The organism is Streptomyces sp. NPDC050732 (assembly GCF_040654255.1).
GTDB lineage: Bacteria > Actinomycetota > Actinomycetes > Streptomycetales > Streptomycetaceae > Streptomyces.
This window is the reverse complement of sequence record NZ_JBFAHP010000004.1, coordinates 131398-151191: the sequence shown is the minus strand read 5'-3', so window position 1 is coordinate 151191 and position 19794 is coordinate 131398. Positions and strand designations below refer to the sequence as shown.

The following is a 19794-nucleotide window of genomic DNA, read 5'->3' as shown; positions in this document are numbered from 1 at the left end:
GCACGGCATGACCCTAGGAAGATTTGAGTGCCGCGGCGGTGGAGCCACGGGTGCCGAGATGGTGGAAGAACAGGTTGAGCGTGACCGCGACGAGCGCGCCGGCGCTGATGCCGGAGCCGAGCACGGTCTGGGCCCACGCGGGGAACTCCGCGTAGAAGGTGGGCGCGGCGAGCGGGATGATGCCCGCTCCGAGCGCGACGGCCACCAGGATGATGTTGGAGCTGTCGTCGAGGCCCGCCTCGGAGAGCGTGCGGATGCCGCTGACCGCGATGGAGCCGAAGAGGACGATGCCCGCGCCGCCGAGGACCGGCATGGGGACCACGTTGACGACGGCGCCGAGCACGGGGAAGGCGCCGAGCACGATGAGCGTGGCGCCCGCGACGGCGACGACGTAGCGGCTGCGGACGCGGGTCAGGGAGACCACGCCGACGTTCTGCGCGAAGGCGGAGGTCGGGAAGCCGCCGAAGACGGGTCCCACCAGGGTGGCGATGCCGTCGGTGCGCAGGCCGCGGGTGATGGTCTTCCCGTCGGTCTTTCGTTCGCAGATCTCGCCGAGTGCGAGCATTCCGGCGGCGGACTCGGTCATCAGGACCAGCATCACGATGCAGAGCGAGAGGATCGCGGCGGGCTGGAAGACGGGGGCGCCGGCGGCGAAGGGCGTGGGCAGCGCGGCCAGCGGGGCGGTCCGCACCGAGGTGAAGTCGGCGAGGCCGAACGGGATCGCGGCGAGCGTGCCGATGAACATGCCCGCCAGCAGGGCGACTTGCTTGAGGAAGCCGCGGCCGAAGCGCTGGAAGCACAGGATCACGACGAGTGTGAAGGCGGCGAGCGCCAGGTACTTCATGTCGCCGAACGTCGGGTCGGTGTCGTCGCCGCCCTGCGCCCACTTCACGGGCACGGGCATCAGCGTGACGCCGATGAGGGTGATGACGACGCCGGTGACGAGCGGCGGGAAGAAACGGAGCAGCCGGCCGAAGAAGGGCCCGACGGCGAGGCAGAAGACGCCCGCGACCATCACCGCGCCGTAGATCGCGGGGAGTTGGTCGCCCTTGGCGTTGGTCTCGGCGATGGCGAGGATGGGCGCGATGCCCGCCGACGACGCGGCGTTGACGAACGGCAGGCGGTTGCCGACGAAGCCCTTGACACCGAGGGTCTGCAGGATGGTGGCGAGACCGGCGATGAGGAGCCCTGCGGCGATGAGCCGGGTCTGCGCCACGGTGTCCAGGCCGCAGGCCTGGCCGATGATGAGCGGAGGGGTGACCACACCCGCGTACATGGCGGCGATGTGCTGGAGTGCGGCGGGGACGAGCCGCGAGGGGTGGAGCTTCTCATCCACCGGGTGGCAGTCAACAGTTGACGCGCCGTCAGCTGCTGCCGCTGTGTCCGATGGGGTGGAACATGGGCCTTCGGCTGCTGCCGGCCCCTTTGCAGGCTGTGCCATTGCGGATGTTCCCTCCGGTGTGGCGCGCCCCCGCTTGACGTAAGTGGGGCGGGGGCGCGCATCCCGCGTCAGAGGTTGGTCATGTCGACCGGGATCTTCGGCTCGACGCCGTCCCGCAGAATCGTGGCCTCGATCAGGCCGTAGGGACGGTCGGCGGCGTAGTAGACGGCCCCGTCCTTGGCCTCGTTGTCGAGGCCGAAGGGCGAGAGGTCCTGACGGAAGTGGTGCTTGTTGGGCGCGGAGAAGCGGATCTCGTCGATCTCGCTGCGGTTGTTGATGACCCGCGAACCCATCTGGTAGAGCGTCTGCTGCAGCGACAGCGAGTAGGTCTCCACGAAGGCGTGCAGGATGTGCTTCTTCGCCTGCTCGTACGACCGCTCCCAGCTCGGCATGCGCTGCTCGTCGCTGGTCCAGTTGTGCCGCCACCAGGTGGACAGGGAGGTGGCGAGGATGCGGTCGTAGTCCTCCTGGAGGGTCGTGTACTTGTCCTTGATGTAGCCCCAGAACTCGGAGTTCGTGGAGTTCATCACGGTCAGGTCCTTGAGCCCCGAGAGGACCTCGAACTGCTCGCCGTCGTACGTGATCTGGGCGAGGCGCGTCTCCTGGCCCTTGCGGACGAAGGAGTGCTTCACCTCGTCGGCGCCGATGAACTTGGAGTTGCTGTCGGAGCCGCCGATGCGCTCCCACGAGTACTCCTCGATGCGGATGCGCGCGCGGTGGATCGAGGGCTGGCTGTCCACGAAGTGCCGGGCGAGGTGGATGCCGTACTGCTCGGCCGACTCGATGCCGTACTCCTTGGCGAACGCGAAGCAGGTGTTCTTCGTCGTGTCCGTCGGCAGGCAGTTGGCGTTCGAGCCGTTGTAGTGGACGTCGTCGAGGTCGCCGGAGAGGGCGACGGAGACGTTCAGATCCTTGATGTGATGGGTGTCGCCGTCCCGCGTGATCTTTACGACCCGGTTCTCAGCCTTGCCGTACTGGTTCTGTCCCAGAATGGTGGGCATGTCTGCTAGCTCCCTCGGTAAACGGAGTAGCCGAACGGGTTGAGCAGCAGCGGTACGTGATAGTGCTCGCCCGGCACGACGGCGAACGTGATCGCCACCTCCGGGAAGAACGCGCCACTCGCACCGCTGTCCCGATTCGCGGGGGCGTCCTGCTGCGCCTCGGCTTGCTGGTTGTTCTTGCTCAGGAAGTACGCCTCGGTCTCGAAGTCGAGGCGTACGTGCGTGGTCCCCACCGGCAGGGCCGGCAGGTCCTTGCAGCGCCCGTCCGCGTCGGTCGCGCTGCCGCCGAGCGCCTGCCACGCCGCGTCCGCGCCGCTGCGGGCGGACAGGGAGATGGCGACGCCCTCGGCGGGCCGTCCCACGCTGGTGTCCAGGATGTGCGTGGACACCGATGCCGTGGTGTCTGAGGGTCCCGTGCTCATGCGGTCTGCTCCTCCAGGAGGCGGGTCAGGCGGATGCGGTTGATCTTGCCCAGTTCGGTGCGGACGATCTCCCGCTCCTGTTCGGGCGAGTTGCCGATCCGTTCCTTGACGGCGTCCCGCATCTGCTCACCGGTGCGTCCGGTGGCGCAGATCAGGAAGACGTGACCGAACTTCTCCTGGTAGGCCAGGTTCAGTTCGAGCATTTCGGTCCTGAGTTCCTCGGAGGCGCCCGCCATGCCCCGCTGCTCGCGGGACGAGGTCGGGTCCCCGGGCTTCGGGCGCCCGATCGGCGGGTGCCCCGCCATCGCCTCGGCCAGGTCGTCCGCGGTGAGCTCGGCCATGGCGGCGTCGCTGGCGGCGAAGAGGTCTTCGGCGGTGGCGTAGGGGCGCTGGGAGAGCAGCTTGCTTCCCCAGGCCGAAGAGGCGCAGGCCTCGTGGAGCGCGGCGGTGGCCGCGGCCTCCTCCAAGGCGTTGAACCGGGCAATGCCCGGTGTCGTACTCGAAGTCACGGGAGCCTCCGTGGCCTTGTGCTGGACGGGCTGCGGAACAGCTAAGACCTTCAACAACGCAGCGTCAACACTTTGTTGAAATAACTTGAACAAAGAAGCCGCCACCCGGCAGGACGGGTGACGGCTCGGCTGCGTACCGTGAGGGGGCGCGTACCGTGTGGGAGGTTCACTCGCTTTTCGCGGCGTTCTCCCGGTTCAGGTAGTTGTAGACGGTGAAGCGGCTGACGCCGAGGGCGCCGGCCACGGTCTCCACCCCGTGCCGCACGGAGAACGCGCCGCGCGCCTCCAGAATCCGTACGACCTCCTGCTTCGCCTTGCGGTCGAGCTCGGCGAGGGGCCTGCCCTGTTTGCGCTCCAGGGCGAGCAGGATGTGGTCCAGGGAGTCGGCGAGCTGGGGCAGCCGCACGGCCACCACGTCCTCGCCCTCCCAGGCGAGGACCACGTCGTCGACGCCCGCCTGGTCGGGCGGCAGCATCTCGCCGCCCATGGCGTCCACCAGCGGTTTCACCGCGGTGACGAAGGGGTCGTCCCCGATACCGGTCACTTATCCGCCTCCCCCGGGTCCGCCGGCGCGCCCGGCTCGCCGATCACGTTGACCTGGAGCGACACCCGGGTGGCACCGGCCCCGAGGGACCGGCGCAGCATCGCGTCGACCGCGGTCAGCACCGCGTCGACATCGCCCTCGGCCGTATTGCCGAACGGACCTACGTCCACGGCGTCCAGCGGGGCCCCCTGAATGACCTCACGAGCCACCAGCGCATGCGCCGGGGCCTCGTCGAGATCGAAGGGTTCGGTCGTGAACTCCACTCTCAATCGCACGCTCAACAACCTAACGCCGCTCTGCGATTTTTCGGCAGCCCCCTCTTGACAGCTTCCGCGGAACGGAGGCAGTCTTCCATCAAGCAGAAATGAATTTCCGCAATACGGAAGGAGCGCGGAAGCCCCATGGGATACTCCGACCAGCGCTTCAATGTGAACCTGTCGATCCTCTTCACCGAGCTCCCGCTCCTGGAGCGCCCCGCGGCCGCCGCCAAGGCCGGCTTCGGCGCGGTCGAGCTGTGGTGGCCCTGGGTCGACGCCCCCACCCCCGAGCAGTCCGAGCTCGACGCCCTGAAGAAGGCGATCGAGGACGCGGGCGTGCGGCTGGTGGGTTTGAACTTCTACGCCGGGCAGCTGCCGGGCCCCGACCGGGGCGCCCTGTCGGTCCCCGGCGAGGAGAGCGAGAAGTTCCGCGCGAACCTCTCGGTGGCGGCGAACTTCGCCGAGTCGCTCGGCTGCAAGGCGCTGAACGCGCTGTACGGCAACCGCGTCGACGGCGTGGACCCGGCCGTCCAGGACGAACTCGCCCTGGAGAACCTGGTGCTGGCCGCCCGCGAGGCCGACCGCGTCGGCGCGATCCTGCTGATCGAGGCGCTGAACAAGCCGGAGTCGCCGCTCTGCCCGATCGTGAGCGCGCCCAAGGCGATCGAGATCGTCGACAAGGTGAACGCGGCCACGGGACTCGGCAACGCCAAGTTCCTCATGGACCTCTACCACCTGTCCATGAACGGCGAGGACCTGCCGCAGGTCATCGCCGCGTACGCGGACAAGACGGGGCACGTCCAGATCGCCGACAACCCGGGCCGTGGCGCCCCCGGTACGGGATCGCTCCCCCTTGAGGGTCTCCTCGACCAGCTCAAGCAGGCGGGTTACGACGGCTGGGTCGGCCTGGAGTACAAGCCGGGCGACGCCCCGAGCGCCGAGGCGTTCGGCTGGCTGCCGAAGGCCTGAACCTCCCGTCCGTTTCCCGCAGTCAGAGCAGTCAGAAAGGCACCCTCATGAGCAACCTTCCCAAGATCGCATGGATCGGCCTCGGCATCATGGGCTCCCCCATGTCCGAGAACCTGATCAAGGCGGGTTACTCCGTCACCGGCTTCACCCTGGAGCAGGACAAGCTGGACCGCCTGGCCGCGGCCGGCGGCACCGCCGCGAAGTCCATCGCGGAGGCCGTCGAGGACGCCGACGTGGTCGTCACGATGGTGCCCGCGTCGCCGCAGGTGGAGGCCATCGCGTACGGCCCCGACGGCATCCTGGAGAACGCGAAGTCGGGCGCGCTGATCGTCGACATGTCGTCGATCACCCCGCAGACCTCCGTGGACCTCGCCAAGGCCGCCGAGGAGAAGGGCCTGCGCGTCCTGGACGCCCCGGTGTCCGGCGGCGAGGCCGGCGCCATCGAGGCCGTGCTCTCCATCATGGTCGGCGGCAAGCAGGCCGACTTCGACGAGGCCAAGCCGCTCCTCGAAGCCCTCGGCAAGACCATCGTGCTGTGCGGTCCGCACGGCTCGGGCCAGACCGTGAAGGCCGCCAACCAGCTCATCGTCGCCGTCAACATCCAGGCGTGCGCCGAGGCCGTGGTCTTCCTGGAGAAGTCCGGCGTGGACCTCAAGGCCGCGCTCGACGTCCTCAACGGCGGCCTCGCCGGCTCCACCGTGCTGACCCGCAAGAAGGACAACTTCCTGAACCGGGACTTCAAGCCCGGCTTCCGGATCGACCTGCACCACAAGGACATGGGCATCGTCACCGACGCCGCCCGCAACGTCGGTGCGGCCCTGCCGGTCGGCGCGGTCGTCGCCCAGCTGGTCGCCTCGCTGCGCGCCCAGGGCGACGGCGGCCTCGACCACTCCGCCCTGCTGCGCTCCGTCGAGCGCCTCTCGGGCGCCGAGCTCTAGTCCTTCCCGAGCTCCCTCGAACTTCCGGGCCGCGGCGGCGCTGACACCTGTCCTGTCGCGCCCAGGCGTCGCCGCGGTCCGGAACCCCATCATCAACTTCAACAAACTGTTGACGTAGCAGTTCAGGGGTCCTTACGCTCCGAACACCTCAGCAGTCACAGCACGGAAGGTCACGATGTCGAAGCGCGTGCTTACGACCGAGTCCGGCGCCCCCGTCGCCGACAACCAGAACTCCGCCACCGCCGGCGTCGGTGGCCCGATTCTCCTCCAGGACCAGCACCTGCTGGAGAAGCTCGCCCGCTTCAACCGTGAGCGCATCCCGGAGCGTGTCGTGCACGCCCGCGGCTCCGGTGCGTACGGCCACTTCGAGGTGACCGACGACGTCACCGGCTTCACCCACGCCGACTTCCTGAGCGAGATCGGCAAGCGCACCGAGGTCTTCCTGCGCTTCTCGACCGTGGCCGACAACCTCGGCGGCGCGGACGCGGTCCGTGACCCCCGTGGCTTCGCGCTGAAGTTCTACACCGAAGAGGGCAACTACGACCTCGTGGGCAACAACACGCCCGTCTTCTTCATCAAGGACCCCATCAAGTTCCCCGACTTCATCCACTCCCAGAAGCGCGACCCCTTCACGGGCAAGCAGGAGCCGGACAACGTCTGGGACTTCTGGGCGCACGCCCCCGAGGCGACGCACCAGATCACCTGGCTCATGGGCGACCGCGGCATCCCCGCCTCGTACCGCCACATGAACGGGTACGGCTCGCACACCTACCAGTGGACGAACGCCAAGGGCGAGGCCTTCTTCGTCAAGTACCACTTCAAGACGAACCAGGGCATCCGCTCCCTCTCCTCCGAGCAGGCCGCCGAGATCGCGGGCAAGGACCCGAACTCGCACCAGACCGACCTGCTCCAGGCCATCGAGCGGGGCGTGAACCCGTCCTGGACGCTGCACGTGCAGATCATGCCCGCGTCCGAGGCGGCGGACTACCGCTTCAACCCGTTCGACCTCACCAAGGTGTGGCCGCACAAGGACTACCCGCTGCAGCGCGTGGGCCGCCTGGTCCTCGACCGGAACCCGGACAACGTCTTCGCCGAGGTCGAGCAGGCCGCGTTCTCCCCGAACAACTTCGTTCCGGGCATCGGCCCCTCCCCCGACAAGATGCTCCAGGGCCGCCTCTTCGCGTACGCAGACGCGCACCGCTACCGCCTGGGCGTCAACCACACCCAGCTCGCGGTGAACGCCCCCAAGGCGGCCAAGGCCGACAACTACGGCCGCGACGGCCTGATGGCGTCCAACGCGTACGGCCGCGACCGCAAGAACTACGAGCCCAACTCGTACGACGGCCCGGTCGAAACCGGCCAGCCGCTGTCGGCGCCGCTCGCGATCGCCGGCTACACCGGCACGCACGCCGCCCCGACCCACACCAAGGACGACGACTTCTTCCAGGCGGGCGAGCTCTACCGCCTCATGTCGGAGGAGGAGAAGTCCCGTCTGGTGGCGAACATCGCCGGCGGCCTCTCGCAGGTCTCCCGCGACGACGTCATCGAGAAGAACCTCGCCCACTTCCACGCCGCCGACCCCGACTACGGCAAGCGCGTCGAGGACGCCGTCCGCGCCCTGCGCGAGGACTGAGCGAGCAGTAACACCCAGGCTGCGCCGGTGGGTTGACGGGAGGTCGACTCGCCGGCGCTGAGCCCGCGCCTGCGTCATGGACCCGGATGAGGGGTGGTGCGTGACGCGGCCGGGCAGGTACGGTCCGCGGCGGCTCTGCGAGCCAGTGCGGTGGTCAAGGTCCGGCGGATTCCTTCTCGACCTGAGGGAGGGGAACCCACGGTCCATCGCAACCGCCGCGGTCCCGTCCGACCCCTTCGGGGGCCACCAACTCCGTCCGGCAGCGCGTATGCATGTTCCGCCAGTCGCGCGCCGTCGGGCGGCAACAACGTCGAAGCTCATGCGACGTCAGACCAGAGTGCCGGTACGGACGGTCCCGTACCGGCACTCTTCTGTGCGCCCAGGGCACGGTGTGCGTTGTCCAAGAGCTCCTTGTAGGTGAGCACCTCGACCCGGCTCACATGGGCGTTGAACGTGCGCAGGGCCTCGCTGATCTCGGCCTCCGGTACGTCGGCCTGGAGGTCGGGGTGCCCGATCAGGATGAGGGCACTGGCCCGGCGCGCCTCGATGCCGAACTCCTCGCGGATGCGGTCACGGTTTTCGTCCAGCCCCACGAGGTAGTTGACGGCCTGGCCCACGGCGTCGTTCACCTGGGCCGTCGGCACCCAGCCGTTGCGATGCCGCTTGACCAACTTCCCCTCCAGGCTCATCGCGCGCTTCAGCTCCACGACGTGCAGGGCGCCGTCACCGCGGATCAGGGGTATGTCCACCTCGTCGCCGGGCACGAGGCGGCGCCGCGCGGCCTCACCCACATAACGTCCGCCGAAGATCCAGGGCTGCCCCCTGAGAGCCCGCTGCAGGTCGTGCTCAGTTGCCGCGCGGTCCTCGACGACCGCGCCCAGCGCCGCAAGGCCGGCGGATCTGCGCTGCAACTCCGCGGCTTGGAGCAGCAGTTGCCCCTCCTCGTCGGCCGCGAGCAGCGCGAGTGCTTCCGGCGATGTGGCGATCTTCCGGGCGGCCCCGACGGGGTCCTCGACGTCTATACGGCTATCGCGCAGGATGCGCTCCAGCCAGATCGCTATCTCGGCACGGCCACGCGGGATGACATAGCGACCTGGACGATCATCGGGGGCCTCCAAGAAACGGGCGTCCTCCCCCTCGGCCCGGTAGTGCTCCACCAGCTCCGCCGCTGTGGCACCGGGGTGGTCCTTCAGGAACTGCTGGGCGGCAGAGACCATCCAGTGGTGCGTCGCCCACATCGTGCGCGCGAGGAAGTCACGGTTCCCCTCATCTCGCACCCCATCCTGGAAGAGCCGGTACCGCTCCTCGAAGTCCTGCCGCAGGATGCGTCCTTCCGCGTAGGCGATCGAGTCGTGGAGCTGCCGTACGGCCTCCCACTCCCCCGCGCGAGCGGCAATCTCGCGCGCCATGGCGAGCAGATGCACAAGCTCCTTGCCGCCCCGGCGCTTGCGGCCGCTCCCACCGTGCATGTGCGCCACTACGGCAGATATCGCCTCGCGCACCCCTTGGTCAGTGGTCTCTCCGCTCACTTCGCGAAGTTGCCACTCCAACGACATGTCCACTCGTACCGCCATGCACCGCATTATGTGGCCAGGCACTGACAACACCCCGTGCAAGCCGTAGGCCCGCGCACGCCGAAGGGGCGGTCCACCCCCCTCGGATGGACCGCCCCTGCCGGGGGTGGTGTCAGACCTGCAACAGGTCTTCGTCAGACCTTCAGCGGCCGGATCGCCGTGGGCGCGTGGCCCGGCTCCGTCGCGATCTCCTCGAACTCCTTGACCGCGCTGATGTCGGCGGTGGGGCTCATCGAGATGTTGGTGATGCGCTCCAGGATCGCCTCGACGACGACCGGCACCCGGTGCTCCGCCGCAAGCTTCTTGGCCTGCTCGAAGGCGGGCAGGAGCTCGTCGGGCTCGGTGACGCGGATCGCCTTGCAGCCGAGGCCCTCGGCGACCTTGACGTGGTCGACACCATAGACACCGAGTTCCGGGGAGTTCTGGTTCTCAAACTCCAGATTGACCTGGAAGTTGATGTCAAGGCCGATCTGCGCCTGCCGGATCAGGCCCAGGTACGCGTTGTTCACGAGCACGTGGACGTACGGGATGCGGTGCTGCGCGCCGACCGCCAGCTCCTCGATCATGAACTGGAAGTCGTAGTCGCCGGAGAGGGCGACGACCGGGGTCTCCGGGTCGGCCTTGGAGGCGCCGAGCGCGGCCGGGATGGTCCAGCCGAGCGGGCCCGCCTGGCCGCAGTTGATCCAGTGCCGCGGCTTGTAGACGTGCAGCATCTGCGCGCCCGCGATCTGCGACAGGCCGATGGTGGTGACGTAACGCGTCTCGGGCCCGAAGGCCTTGTTCATCTCCTCGTAGACGCGCTGCGGTTTCATCGGGACGTTGTCGAAGTGCGTGCGGCGCTGCAGCGTCTCCTTGCGCTTCAGGTGGGAGGCGACCCACTCCGAGCGGTCGGGCAGCTCACCGGCGGCCTTGAGCTCCTTCGCGACCTCGACGAACAGCTCCAGGGCGACCTTGGCGTCCGACGCGATGCCGTAGTCGGGCGCGAAGATCTTGCCGATCTGGGTCGGCTCGATGTCGACGTGCACGAACTTGCGGCCCTGGGTGTACACGTCCAGCTTGTAGCCGGTGTGACGGTTGGCCCAGCGGTTGCCGATGCCGAGGACGAAGTCCGACTCCAGGAACGTCGCGTTGCCGTAGCGGTGGCCGGTCTGCTGGCCGACCATGCCCGCGTTCAGGTCGTGGTCGTCGGGGATGGTGCCCCAGCCCATCAGGGTCGGCACGACGGGGGTGTCGGTCAGCTCGGCGAACTCGACCAGGAGGTCGCTCGCGTCGGCGTTGATGATGCCTCCGCCCGCGACGATCAGCGGGCGCTCCGACTCGACCAGGAAGCGGATCGCCTTCTCGATCTGGGCGCGGGTCGCGGCCGGCTTGTAGACCGGCAGCGGCTCGTACGTCTCCGGGTCGAACTCGATCTCCGTCTGCTGGACGTCGATGGGCAGGTCGATGAGGACCGGGCCCGGGCGGCCCGAGCGCATCAGGTGGAAGGCCTGCTGGAAGACGCCGGGGACCTGCGCGGCCTCCAGGACGGTGACGGCCATCTTCGTGACCGGCTTGGCGATCGTGGCGATGTCGACGGCCTGGAAGTCCTCCTTGTGCAGGAGGTGTGTCGGGGCCTGGCCGGTGATGCAGAGGATCGGGATGGAGTCGCCGATCGCGGAGTACAGGCCGGTGATCATGTCGGTGCCGGCCGGACCCGACGTACCGATGCAGACGCCGATGTTGCCCGGGTCGGCCCGGGTGTAGCCCTCGGCCATGTGCGAGGCGCCCTCCACGTGGCGGGCGAGGGTGTGGTCGATGCCACCGCCCTCCTTGAGCGCCTTGTAGAAGGGGTTGATCGCGGCGCCCGGCACACCGAACGCGTTGACGACGCCTTCGCGCTTGAGGATCTCAACTGCCGCGCGGGCAGCGGTCATACGAGCCATGGGGTTCTCCTGCTTCGACAGCTTCGACAGCTCTTCGGCTGCCGGATTCGGCTGGCGGATCCGGCTCCCGTCGCGCCCCGCGGTGAGCTTCGGCTTCCGTATTAGCTTTTCCGTACTGTGGAAAGTTTGTTCTGCTATATGGAAGCAATGTAAGCGGGCGGGCCGGAGACCGTCAAGAGACGTCCGCGGAACGTCTCCTCAACTGGCAGCCGCCGGGCATTCCTTGGGTGGAGGATGGGGAGGGCCGACAGGGCGTATGCGGCAGGTGGTGGTGACGATGACGGACGGTGACGTGCCGGTGCCGGTGCCGGTGCGGTGCCCGGACTGTCGGCGCGAGCATCTGTACGCGGCCCCGTCCTATCCCTGCGCGTGCGGCGCCCCGGTGGTCCCGCCGTTGGCGCGCGGCGCGGCGGCGGCCCCCGTGACCGAACGCGCCTGGGCGGACGAGTGGATCACCGTGCGGTGCGGGTCCTGCGGAGAGCAGGGCCAGTGGCCGCAGCCCGAGCTGGACTGCGCCTGCGGGGCGGTGCTGCGCGTTCCGGTGGCGGGTGGGGAGGCCTCGTACGGGTCGGAGACGTCCGAGGCCCCGCGGGCCCGGCGCGCCTTCCGGCCGGTGACCATCCGGGACGCGCGTGATGCCGTGACCGTGGTCGCCCTCTATCTGCGGTGGCTCGGCTATCCGAACACGCGGAGTGCCGCGCGGCGCCCGCCCTCCGGGGCCCGGATCACCGCGCGCGGCATGCTGGCGCAGGTCGAGCCCGCGCCACGGCCCAGCACCCTGCGGGACATCGAGTGTCTGTGGCTGACCGCCCTGGCCGAGGCCGGTGACACCCCCGTCGCCTGCGCCTTCTTCTCCCTCTCCGGGTACACGGCCGGCGCCAGGGCCGGGGCGGACGCCCTCGGCGTACCGCTGTTCACCATGGACCTCACCGGCACACCGCGGCCGGTCAACGGCGCGGCGGACGAGCTGGTCGCCACGGGCGCGTGACGGCGCCCCGGTCCGCGCCCGTCCGGTCCGCGCCTGCCCGGTCCGCGCCTGTCCGGCCCGCCCCGCGCAGGTGCGCCACGTGGCGGCCGAGCGCCAGGGCCGTGAGGAGCGCCACGAGCCCGCACACCCCCGACCAGCCGAAGGCGCCGTAGGCGTGCACCGAGAGCCAGGAGCCGACGCTGCCGCCGAGGTAGGCGCACGTCATGTACGCCGTGTTGAGCCGGGCGCGCGCCCGGTCGCTCAGCCCGAAGATCCGCACCTGGTTGGCGACCGTGCCCGACTGCATCGCCACGTCGAGCAGCAGCGACCCCACCGCGAGAGCCACGAGTCCCGGCACCCCGCCGAGGCCGCCGGCGAAGAGGACGGCCGACGCCACCAGGACGGCGACGATGCAGACGAGGCTGACCGCGTCGGACCCCCGGCGGTCCACCTGCCGCCCCGCCACCGGCGTACAGATCATGGTCGCCGCGTTGACCAGGGCGAGCACGCCGACCGCCGACGCGCCGAGCCCGTACTCGGGACCGGTCAGGAGCAGCGCCACGCCGGTCCACAGGGCGGAGAACCCACCGAAGATCATCGCCTGGTAGAAGCCGGAGCGGCGCAGGTCGGGCTCGGTGCGCAGCAGGCGGAGCGTTTCGGCGAGCAGCGCGGGGTAGCGCTGCCGGGACGGCGCGGTCGACCTCGGCAGCGCGCGGACCAGCACGCACGCGATGAGCAGCGCGACGGCGGACGTCATCAGATACGGGGCGCGCCACCCCAGCCACTCCCCCACCGTGCCGCCGAAGACGCGGGACAGCAGCATGCCGCCGATGGACCCGCTCAGGAGCGTGCCCGCGACGGCGCCGCGGCGTTCCGCGGGCACGAGGCCGGCCGCCGTCGGCGCGATGACCTGGGCCACGACGGTGGTGACGCCCACGAGGACGCTCGCGCCGACCAGCGGCGAGAGCCCCGGCGCGACGCCCGCGCCGAGCAGGCCGAGCCCGGTGAGCGCGAGGAGCGTGACGATGAGCGTCCGGTACGGGATGCGGTCGCCGAGCGGTACGAGGAGGAAGATGCCGCCCGCGTAACCGAACTGAGTGGCCGTCACGACGAGCGCCGCCGTGTCGGCCGACACGTGCAGCCCGTCGGCGACCAACGGACTGACAGCCTGCGGAAAGTAGACATTCCCAACGGCGACACCACAGGTGACGGCAAGCAGCAGAACCATGCCGCGACTCAGCCCGACCGGCTCCCGCTCGCCGGCCTCGGAGTCACCGGTCTTGGACGGGCGCACACTCACCTCACGCGATCGGCACACGGACCGGCCCACGATCGCCGGTTCGGGCCCGCCCGCACAAGGGATTTTGGCCAGGGCATACTCGCCGTATGCTCATCCGCCCCGTCACCGCCGCCGAGCTGCCCGCGCTCCAGGAGATCGAGCGCGCCGCGGGTGAGCCCTTCCGTGCGCTCGGCATGGCCGCGATCGCGGACGACGAGCCGCCGAGCACCGAGGAACTGGACCGGTTCCGCCGGACGGGCCGCGCCTGGGCCGCCGTCGACGAGGGCGACGAGGACGACGCCCCGGTCGCGTACCTGATCGCCGAGCCTCTGCCCGACGCCGCCGCGCTCCACATCGAGCAGGTCTCCGTGCACCCGCGCGCCGCCCGCCGCGGCGTCGGCCGTGCCCTCATCGACCACGCCGCGGAACGGGCCCGTGCGGAGGGTGCGGCCGCGCTGACCCTGACCACGTTCGCCGACGTGCCGTGGAACGCCCCGTACTACGCCCGCATCGGCTTCCGCCCGCTCGCGGAGAGCGACCTCACCCCGGCCCTGCGGAAGATCCGCGCGCACGAGGCGGCGCTCGGCCTCGACCGCTGGCCCCGCCTCTGCATGGCCCGCGACCTCCACGCGGCCCGGGGCGGCGTCACTCCCCGCCCCGCTCCCCGCCCCGCTCCCCGAACCGCTCCCTGAGCTCGATCTTGCGCACCTTCCCGGAGACCGTCATGGGAAAGGAGTCCAGGATGCGCAGCGCGGCCGGGATCTTGTAGTGGGCCAACCGGCCGCGGCAGTACGCCTGGAGCTCCTCCAGGGTCAGTACGTCGTCGGGGTCCCGCAGGATCACGCAGGCCAGCGGCGTCTCCCCGTACCGCTCGTCCGGCACGCCCACCACCTGCACGTCGGCGACCTTCGGGTGGCGGTACAGGAACTCCTCGATCTCGCGGGGGTAGATGTTCTCGCCACCCCTGATGATCATGTCCTTGATGCGGCCGACGATCTGGACGTAGCCGTCCTCGCGCATCACCGCGAGGTCACCGGTGTGCATCCAGCGCCCGGCGTCGATGACCTCGGAGGTCCGCTCGGGCTCGTTCCAGTAGCCGAGCATCACGCTGTAGCCGCGGGTGCGGAGCTCGCCGGAGGTGCCGCGCGGCACGGTCACGCCGGTCGCCGGGTCGACGACCTTCACCTCGACGTGCGGCAGGACGCGACCGACCGTGCCGGTGCGGCGCTCCAGGTCGTCGTCGCGACGCGTCTGCGTGGAGACGGGCGACGTCTCCGTCATGCCGTAGCAGATGGAGACCTCCGCCATGTGCATCTCGGCGACGACCCGCTTCATCACCTCGACCGGGCAGGGCGAGCCCGCCATGATGCCGGTGCGCAGCGAACTCAGGTCGTACGTCGCGAAGTCGGCGAGGTTCAGCTCCGCGATGAACATCGTCGGCACCCCGTACAGCGAGGTGCAGCGCTCGCGCTCGACGGCGTGCAGGGTGGCGGCGGGGTCGAAGGACGGTGCGGGGATGACGATGCACGCGCCGTGCGACGTGGCGCCGAGGTTGCCCATCACCATGCCGAAGCAGTGGTAGAAGGGGACGGGGAGGCAGACCCGGTCCTGTTCGGTGTAGCCGACCGTACGGCCCACCCAGTAGCCGTTGTTGAGGATGTTGTGGTGGGAGAGCGTGGCCCCCTTGGGGAAGCCGGTGGTGCCCGAGGTGTACTGGATGTTCACGGGGTCGTCGCAGCTCAACCCGGCCTCGCGCGCGGCCGGTTCCGCCGCACTCACGGAGGCGGCGCGGCCCAGCAGGGCGTCCCACGAGCCGTCCCCGATGTAGTGGACGGCGCGGAGCCCGGGGCAGCGCGGCCGCACCTCGTCGACGAGCGCGCGGTAGTCGCTGCTCTTGTGTGCCTGCGAGGCGACGAGGACGGAGACGCCCGCCTGCTTGAGCACGAACTCCAGCTCGTGCGCACGGTAGGCCGGGTTGATGTTCACCATGATGGCGCCGACGCGCGCGGTGGCGTACTGCACGAGCACCCACTCGGCACAGTTCACCGCCCAGATCCCGACGCGGTCCCCCTTGGCGACGCCCGCCCCGATGAACGCGCGCGCCAACTCCGCGACGGCGGCGCCGAATTCGGCGTACGTCCAACGCCTGCCCGCCGCGACGTCCACGAGCGCGTCCCGCTCCGGCCAGGCCGCGACGGCCCGGTCGAGGTTCTGCCCGATGGTGTCGCCGAGCAGCGGCGTGCCGCTCACCCCGTGCGCGTAGGACAGTTCGCTCACCGGAAGTCCTCCTCGCGGTACTCCGCGTCCGAGCCCGCGGCGGTCGCCTCGCGCAGCTCGATGCGGCGGATCTTGCCCGACACCGTCTTGGGAAGCGCGCCGAACTCGATGCGGCGCAGCCGCTTGTAGGGGGCGAGCACCGCGCGGGAGTGCTCGAAGAGCGACTTCGCGGTGCCCGGGCCCGGTTCGAAGCCGTCGGCGAGTACGACGTACGCCTTGGGGACGGCGAGCCGCACCGGGTCGGGCGCCGGCACGACGGCCGCCTCGGCCACCGCCTCGTGCTCCAGGAGCGCGCTCTCCAGCTCGAACGGCGAGATCTTGTAGTCGGAGGCCTTGAAGACGTCGTCGGCCCTGCCGACATAGGTGATGTAGCCGTCGGCGTCGCGCGAACCGATGTCGCCGGTGCGGTAGTAGCCGCCCGCCATGGCCTCCGCCGTGCGCTCGGGGTCGCCGTGGTAGCCGGCCATCAGGCCGACGGGGTCCGCCCCGAGATCGAGGGCGATCTCCCCTTCCACTGCCCCCGGCGCGCCGGTCACCGGGTCGAGGAGCTCGACGGCGAAACCGGGCGTGGGGCGGCCCATGGAGCCGGGCTTCAGCTCCTGACCGGGCGAGTTGGCGACCTGGACGGCCGTCTCGGTCTGCCCGAAACCGTCGCGGATGGTGACGCCCCAGTCGCGCCGCACCTGCTCGATGACCTCGGGGTTGAGCGGCTCCCCCGCGGCGACGACCTCGCGCGGCGGGGTGCGCAGCTGGGTCAGATCGGCCTGGATGAGCATGCGCCACACGGTGGGCGGCGCGCAGAACGACGTCACACCGGCCCGGTCCATCTCCGCCATGAGCCGCCCCGCGTCGAAGCGCGCGTAGTTGTGGATGAAGACCGTCGCCTCGGCGTTCCAGGGGGCGAAGAGGTTCGACCAGGCGTGCTTGGCCCAGCCGGGCGAGGAGATGTTCAGATGGACGTCGCCGGGCTTGAGGCCGATCCAGTACATCGTCGCCAAGTGGCCGACGGGGTACGACACATGGGTGTGCTCGACGAGCTTCGGACGGGCGGTGGTGCCCGAGGTGAAGTAGAGCATCAGCGGGTCGTCGGCGAGGGTGATGCCTTCGGGCTCGAAGACGTCGGGCACGTCGGACGCATGGGACGCGTCGTCGACCTCGGCGTACGCGACCCAGCCCTCGCGCTCGCCGCCCACGACGACGCGGGTGTAGTCACCGGGCACGTCGTCGAACTTCGCCGTGTCCTCGGAGCGTACGACGACGTGCCGGGCGCGGCCCCGGTCGATGCGGTCTCGCAGGTCGACGGGGCCGAGCAGCGGCGTCGCCGGGATGACGACGGCGCGCAGCTTCATCGCGGCGAGGGCGATCTCCCAGAGTTCGGCCTGGTTGCCGAGCATCACGACGATGCGGTCACCGGCCCGGACGCCCCGCGCGCGCAGCCAGTTGGCGACGCGGTTCGAGCGGGCGGACAGCTGCGCGAAGGAGAACCGGGACTCCGCACCGTCCTCCTCGACGATGTGCAGGGCGGTCCTGTCATTGCCCTCGGCGATGACGTCGAACCAGTCGAGGGCCCAGTTGAACCGCTCGGGCCGCGGCCACGCGAAGCCCTCGTACGCGGTGGCGTAGTCCTCTCGATGCCGCAGGAGGAAGTCCCGTGCGGTACGGAACTGCTCCGTGGCACTCGTCCCGTCAGTCGTCATATGCACCCCATGCACTCCGCTCGTGCCGCCGTACTCATTGCCGGACGCTACGCGACATCGTGTAATTCGTGATGCGGGTTGCACTACCCCCGGACGGGGGTGTCGCGGGACGAGAGGGCGGATGGCGTGTCGGCTGACGACGGCGAGACGGCGGAGTTGCGGACCGCCCTGCTGCGGCTGCGCCGCGGCACGGGTCTCCCGGTGGCCTTCGGCGGTCTCCTCGACGGTCCCGGCCAGGTGCGGATCGGCGAACTGAGCGGCACGGGGACGCGCGCCCTGCAAGGCCTCGCCATCTCCTCCGGGAACGGCCTCGGCGGCAAGGCGGTCGCGCTCTCGCGGCCGTGCGCGGTCACCGACTACCACGTGTCGCGGCACATCAGCCACGAGTACGACGCCGCGGTGGCGGCCGAGGGCCTGCGGTCGGTGCTCGCGGTCCCCGTGGTGGTACGTCGCCGGGTGCGCGGAGTGCTGTACGGCGCGCTGCGCGCGGCCCAGCCGCTCGGCGACCGGACGCTGACGGCGGCGGTGGCCGCGGCCCGCGACGTGGAGCAGGCCCTCCTCGTACGGGACGAGGTGCGGTCACTGCTCGCGGCGGCCCGGGAGCCGGTGGCGGGACCGGCGGACCCGGGGGCGCCCGGCGCGGTGGCGGACCCGGGGGCGTGGGAGCGGGTGCGTGAGGCGCACGCGGCGCTGCGGGCCCTGGCGCCGCGCGTCGTGGACGCGGCGCTCCGGGCCGAACTCCTCTCGGTGTGCGGCAGGTTGGAGTCGGCGGTGACGATCCCGGACCGCACCGGAACCCGCCCCGTCGCCCTCGCCCCCCGCGAGGTCGACGTCCTGTCCTGCGTGGCCGCGGGCGTGACGAACGCGGCCGCGGCCGACCGGCTCGGACTCCGCCCGGAGACGGTGAAGGGCTATCTGCGCTCCGCGATGCGGAAGCTGGGCGCGCACACGCGCCTGGAGGCGGTGGTGGCGGCGCGGCGTGCGGGGTTGCTGCCGTGACTCCCGTCAGGCCTCGATGACGGTCCCGCAGCGGATGCCGTACGCCTCAGGTGTCGATGACGGTCCCGAAGCGGATGTCGTACGACGAGGACGTCTCCGCGATCCGCGTCAGCATGTGCTCCGCCTCCCGCACCAACGCGTCGCGCCGGGCGCGGCCGGGCCGCCCGAACGGCTCGATGGTGAGCACGGCGCTCCCGCTCCTGGCGTCCTCCACCAGCCGCCACACTCCGGCGAGGAACCCGTCGAGGAGGAAGACGCAGTAGGAGTAGTTCCCTTTCCATGTGCGGCCCTTGTACTCGGCGGGGACGACGCGGGACCGGTCGGCGTGCGAGAGGAGGAGGTTGTCGTACTCGGGCAGGAAGCGGGCCGGGGCAGGGGTGTCGGCGTCGGGGCGCGGCGCGTCGGGCAGGTCGAAGAGCTCGACGCCGTTCTCGTCGCGGAAGGTACGCAGCCGGGGCCGCAGCCGCTCGAAGACTTCCCGGAGCCGGGTGAGCCGGGCCCAGGTCTGCATGTCCTGGACGGAGGCGGGACCGAAGGCGGCGAGGTAGCGCAGGACGGCGGCGTCGAGGGAGGCGGCGCTGGTCGCCTCGGCGTCCCCCCGCCCTGACTTGCCGCCACCGCCACCGCCACCATCACCGTCATCCCCATCGCCGTCGCCGTCGCCGAGCCACGTACTCAGGGTGGTGAGCGCGACCTGTCCGCTGCGCCTCCACAGCCCCCGCGGGGTGACCTGGACGAGCGGCAACGTACAGCGGGCGGCGACGGCGAGGGACTGCGGGTCGGCGTCGGGCCACCGGACGAGCAGCAGCTCACGCAGTTGCTTCATCGTGCGGGGCGCCACCTCGACGGCCTCGCGGGCGAGCTGGGCGAGTTCGGTCAGGTCGACGCCGGCCAGTCCCGCGCGGAAGCCCGACAGCTCACGTTCGCGTGCGGCCTGTACGAGCGGGCGCAGGGTGCGGGCGTCGTCGGCGGTGTGCAGGTGGATGGTGGAGCGCAGGGTGACGATGCGGACCAGCTCGCGCGCTTCGAGGAGTGCGGAGAGCTCGGCGGGATCGAAGTGTTCGAGGCGCGCGGCGAGCGCGTAGTAGGGCGGTCTGACGTTCTGCGCCTGGAGTCCGACGACGTGGGCCACGGCGTCCTTGACGGACAGGTCACCCGCCCGACGCAGCAGGAGCTGCCGCTCAAGAGTGGCCCGGTTGAGAGCACGCGCCCCCAGGACGGGTGCCGAACCTGCCGGGACCGGTTTCGTCGTCTTCATGGCGGCACGCTAACGCGGACCGAGGACAGGTACGGTCCGCGATCCGTACGAGGATTTGCGGGCCCCACCCCGGCTCGGCACGCCCATCCGCACCGCTGACCCGCATA

18 protein-coding genes are annotated in these 19794 nt (G+C 70.4%); 6 read left to right on the top strand and 12 right to left on the bottom strand.

The genetic code is table 11. From position 1 onward, the window contains the following. Positions 1–13 precede the first annotated feature (13 nt). From AB0H82_RS05455 to AB0H82_RS05430, 6 genes are all read right to left on the bottom strand, one after another. Positions 14–1441, bottom strand: a complete 1428-nt coding sequence (locus tag AB0H82_RS05455) for a nucleobase:cation symporter-2 family protein (protein WP_362989060.1) — start codon at positions 1439–1441, stop codon at positions 14–16. Between the two features lie 68 nt (positions 1442–1509). Continuing rightward, complete coding sequence (gene pucL / locus AB0H82_RS05450; protein WP_362989058.1) at positions 1510–2442, bottom strand: factor-independent urate hydroxylase; 933 nt, start codon at positions 2440–2442, stop codon at positions 1510–1512. A gap of 5 nt (positions 2443–2447) precedes the next feature. After that, on the bottom strand, positions 2448–2864 hold the full coding sequence (gene uraH / locus AB0H82_RS05445; RefSeq protein ID WP_362989056.1) for a hydroxyisourate hydrolase: 417 nt from the start codon (positions 2862–2864) through the stop codon (positions 2448–2450). Further along, positions 2861–3373, bottom strand: coding sequence for a 2-oxo-4-hydroxy-4-carboxy-5-ureidoimidazoline decarboxylase (gene uraD, locus AB0H82_RS05440; RefSeq protein ID WP_362989054.1), 513 nt, complete (start codon positions 3371–3373; stop codon positions 2861–2863). Before uraD ends, uraH begins: the two co-directional genes overlap by 4 nt. Positions 3374–3539: 166 nt before the next feature. Continuing rightward, a complete protein-coding gene (locus AB0H82_RS05435; protein ID WP_362989052.1) occupies positions 3540–3917 on the bottom strand; it encodes a helix-turn-helix domain-containing protein in 378 nt (125 codons plus the stop codon). Beyond that, complete coding sequence (locus AB0H82_RS05430; protein ID WP_362989050.1) at positions 3914–4192, bottom strand: hypothetical protein; 279 nt, start codon at positions 4190–4192, stop codon at positions 3914–3916. The genes AB0H82_RS05435 and AB0H82_RS05430 overlap by 4 nt, the downstream gene beginning before the upstream one ends. Positions 4193–4318: 126 nt before the next feature. On the opposite strand from AB0H82_RS05430, the gene AB0H82_RS05425 reads away from it, so the two are divergent. The 3 genes from AB0H82_RS05425 to AB0H82_RS05415 all read left to right on the top strand — a co-directional run bounded on the left by AB0H82_RS05425 (position 4319) and on the right by AB0H82_RS05415 (position 7714). Beyond that, positions 4319–5143, top strand: a complete 825-nt coding sequence (locus AB0H82_RS05425; RefSeq protein WP_362989048.1) for a TIM barrel protein — start codon at positions 4319–4321, stop codon at positions 5141–5143. A gap of 47 nt (positions 5144–5190) precedes the next feature. Next, positions 5191–6081: a 2-hydroxy-3-oxopropionate reductase gene (locus AB0H82_RS05420; RefSeq protein ID WP_362989046.1), complete on the top strand. Its 891-nt coding sequence runs from the start codon at positions 5191–5193 to the stop codon at positions 6079–6081. 175 nt (positions 6082–6256) lie between these two features. Further along, positions 6257–7714: a catalase gene (locus AB0H82_RS05415; RefSeq protein ID WP_362989044.1), complete on the top strand. Its 1458-nt coding sequence runs from the start codon at positions 6257–6259 to the stop codon at positions 7712–7714. 317 nt (positions 7715–8031) lie between these two features. Here AB0H82_RS05415 and AB0H82_RS05410 read toward each other — a convergent pair whose 3' ends face one another. Both AB0H82_RS05410 and gcl read right to left on the bottom strand, forming a co-directional pair. Beyond that, on the bottom strand, positions 8032–9288 hold the full coding sequence (locus tag AB0H82_RS05410; RefSeq protein WP_362989042.1) for a Shedu anti-phage system protein SduA domain-containing protein: 1257 nt from the start codon (positions 9286–9288) through the stop codon (positions 8032–8034). 134 nt (positions 9289–9422) lie between these two features. After that, positions 9423–11210: a glyoxylate carboligase gene (gene gcl, locus AB0H82_RS05405; protein ID WP_362989040.1), complete on the bottom strand. Its 1788-nt coding sequence runs from the start codon at positions 11208–11210 to the stop codon at positions 9423–9425. Between the two features lie 256 nt (positions 11211–11466). Here gcl and AB0H82_RS05400 point away from each other — a divergent pair, with 256 nt between their 5' ends. Then, positions 11467–12198, top strand: coding sequence for a hypothetical protein (locus AB0H82_RS05400; RefSeq protein ID WP_362989038.1), 732 nt, complete (start codon positions 11467–11469; stop codon positions 12196–12198). On the opposite strand, the gene AB0H82_RS05395 is transcribed toward AB0H82_RS05400, so the two are convergent. After that, complete coding sequence (locus tag AB0H82_RS05395) at positions 12158–13405, bottom strand: MFS transporter (RefSeq protein ID WP_362989263.1); 1248 nt, start codon at positions 13403–13405, stop codon at positions 12158–12160. The two genes, AB0H82_RS05400 and AB0H82_RS05395, sit on opposite strands and share 41 nt — an antisense overlap. A 158-nt stretch (positions 13406–13563) precedes the next feature. Between AB0H82_RS05395 and AB0H82_RS05390 the strand changes: the two genes are divergently transcribed. Beyond that, positions 13564–14148, top strand: coding sequence for a GNAT family N-acetyltransferase (locus tag AB0H82_RS05390; RefSeq protein ID WP_362989036.1), 585 nt, complete (start codon positions 13564–13566; stop codon positions 14146–14148). On the opposite strand, the gene AB0H82_RS05385 is transcribed toward AB0H82_RS05390, so the two are convergent. Further along, entirely contained in the window at positions 14102–15733 is a 1632-nt protein-coding gene (locus AB0H82_RS05385; protein ID WP_362989034.1) for an AMP-binding protein, read from the bottom strand. The genes AB0H82_RS05390 and AB0H82_RS05385 overlap by 47 nt on opposite strands. Next, positions 15730–17430, bottom strand: coding sequence for an AMP-binding protein (locus tag AB0H82_RS05380; RefSeq protein ID WP_362989032.1), 1701 nt, complete (start codon positions 17428–17430; stop codon positions 15730–15732). The genes AB0H82_RS05385 and AB0H82_RS05380 overlap by 4 nt, the downstream gene beginning before the upstream one ends. Positions 17431–17556: 126 nt before the next feature. On the opposite strand from AB0H82_RS05380, the gene AB0H82_RS05375 reads away from it, so the two are divergent. Further along, positions 17557–18429, top strand: coding sequence for a helix-turn-helix transcriptional regulator (locus tag AB0H82_RS05375; protein ID WP_362989030.1), 873 nt, complete (start codon positions 17557–17559; stop codon positions 18427–18429). Between the two features lie 46 nt (positions 18430–18475). Here the strand turns inward: AB0H82_RS05375 and AB0H82_RS05370 are convergent, their stop codons facing one another. Further along, the gene (locus AB0H82_RS05370) at positions 18476–19687 is read right to left on the bottom strand and encodes a winged helix DNA-binding domain-containing protein (protein ID WP_362989028.1); all 1212 of its coding nucleotides are present in this window, start codon (positions 19685–19687) and stop codon (positions 18476–18478) included. Positions 19688–19794 lie beyond the last annotated feature (107 nt).

What these genes read in the sequence shown, in the direction of transcription:
- AB0H82_RS05455 (WP_362989060.1), bottom strand. Translation starts at nt 1,441, where the DNA reads ATGGCACAGCCTGCAAAGGGGCCGGCAGCAGCCGAAGGCCCATGTTCC.
- pucL (WP_362989058.1), bottom strand. Translation starts at nt 2,442, where the DNA reads ATGCCCACCATTCTGGGACAGAACCAGTACGGCAAGGCTGAGAACCGG.
- uraH (WP_362989056.1), bottom strand. Translation starts at nt 2,864, where the DNA reads ATGAGCACGGGACCCTCAGACACCACGGCATCGGTGTCCACGCACATC.
- AB0H82_RS05425 (WP_362989048.1), top strand. Translation starts at nt 4,319, where the DNA reads ATGGGATACTCCGACCAGCGCTTCAATGTGAACCTGTCGATCCTCTTC.
- AB0H82_RS05420 (WP_362989046.1), top strand. Translation starts at nt 5,191, where the DNA reads ATGAGCAACCTTCCCAAGATCGCATGGATCGGCCTCGGCATCATGGGC.
- AB0H82_RS05415 (WP_362989044.1), top strand. Translation starts at nt 6,257, where the DNA reads ATGTCGAAGCGCGTGCTTACGACCGAGTCCGGCGCCCCCGTCGCCGAC.
- AB0H82_RS05410 (WP_362989042.1), bottom strand. Translation starts at nt 9,288, where the DNA reads ATGGCGGTACGAGTGGACATGTCGTTGGAGTGGCAACTTCGCGAAGTG.
- gcl (WP_362989040.1), bottom strand. Translation starts at nt 11,210, where the DNA reads ATGGCTCGTATGACCGCTGCCCGCGCGGCAGTTGAGATCCTCAAGCGC.
- AB0H82_RS05400 (WP_362989038.1), top strand. Translation starts at nt 11,467, where the DNA reads ATGCGGCAGGTGGTGGTGACGATGACGGACGGTGACGTGCCGGTGCCG.
- AB0H82_RS05395 (WP_362989263.1), bottom strand. Translation starts at nt 13,405, where the DNA reads ATGGTTCTGCTGCTTGCCGTCACCTGTGGTGTCGCCGTTGGGAATGTC.
- AB0H82_RS05390 (WP_362989036.1), top strand. Translation starts at nt 13,564, where the DNA reads ATGCTCATCCGCCCCGTCACCGCCGCCGAGCTGCCCGCGCTCCAGGAG.
- AB0H82_RS05380 (WP_362989032.1), bottom strand. Translation starts at nt 17,430, where the DNA reads ATGACGACTGACGGGACGAGTGCCACGGAGCAGTTCCGTACCGCACGG.
- AB0H82_RS05370 (WP_362989028.1), bottom strand. Translation starts at nt 19,687, where the DNA reads ATGAAGACGACGAAACCGGTCCCGGCAGGTTCGGCACCCGTCCTGGGG.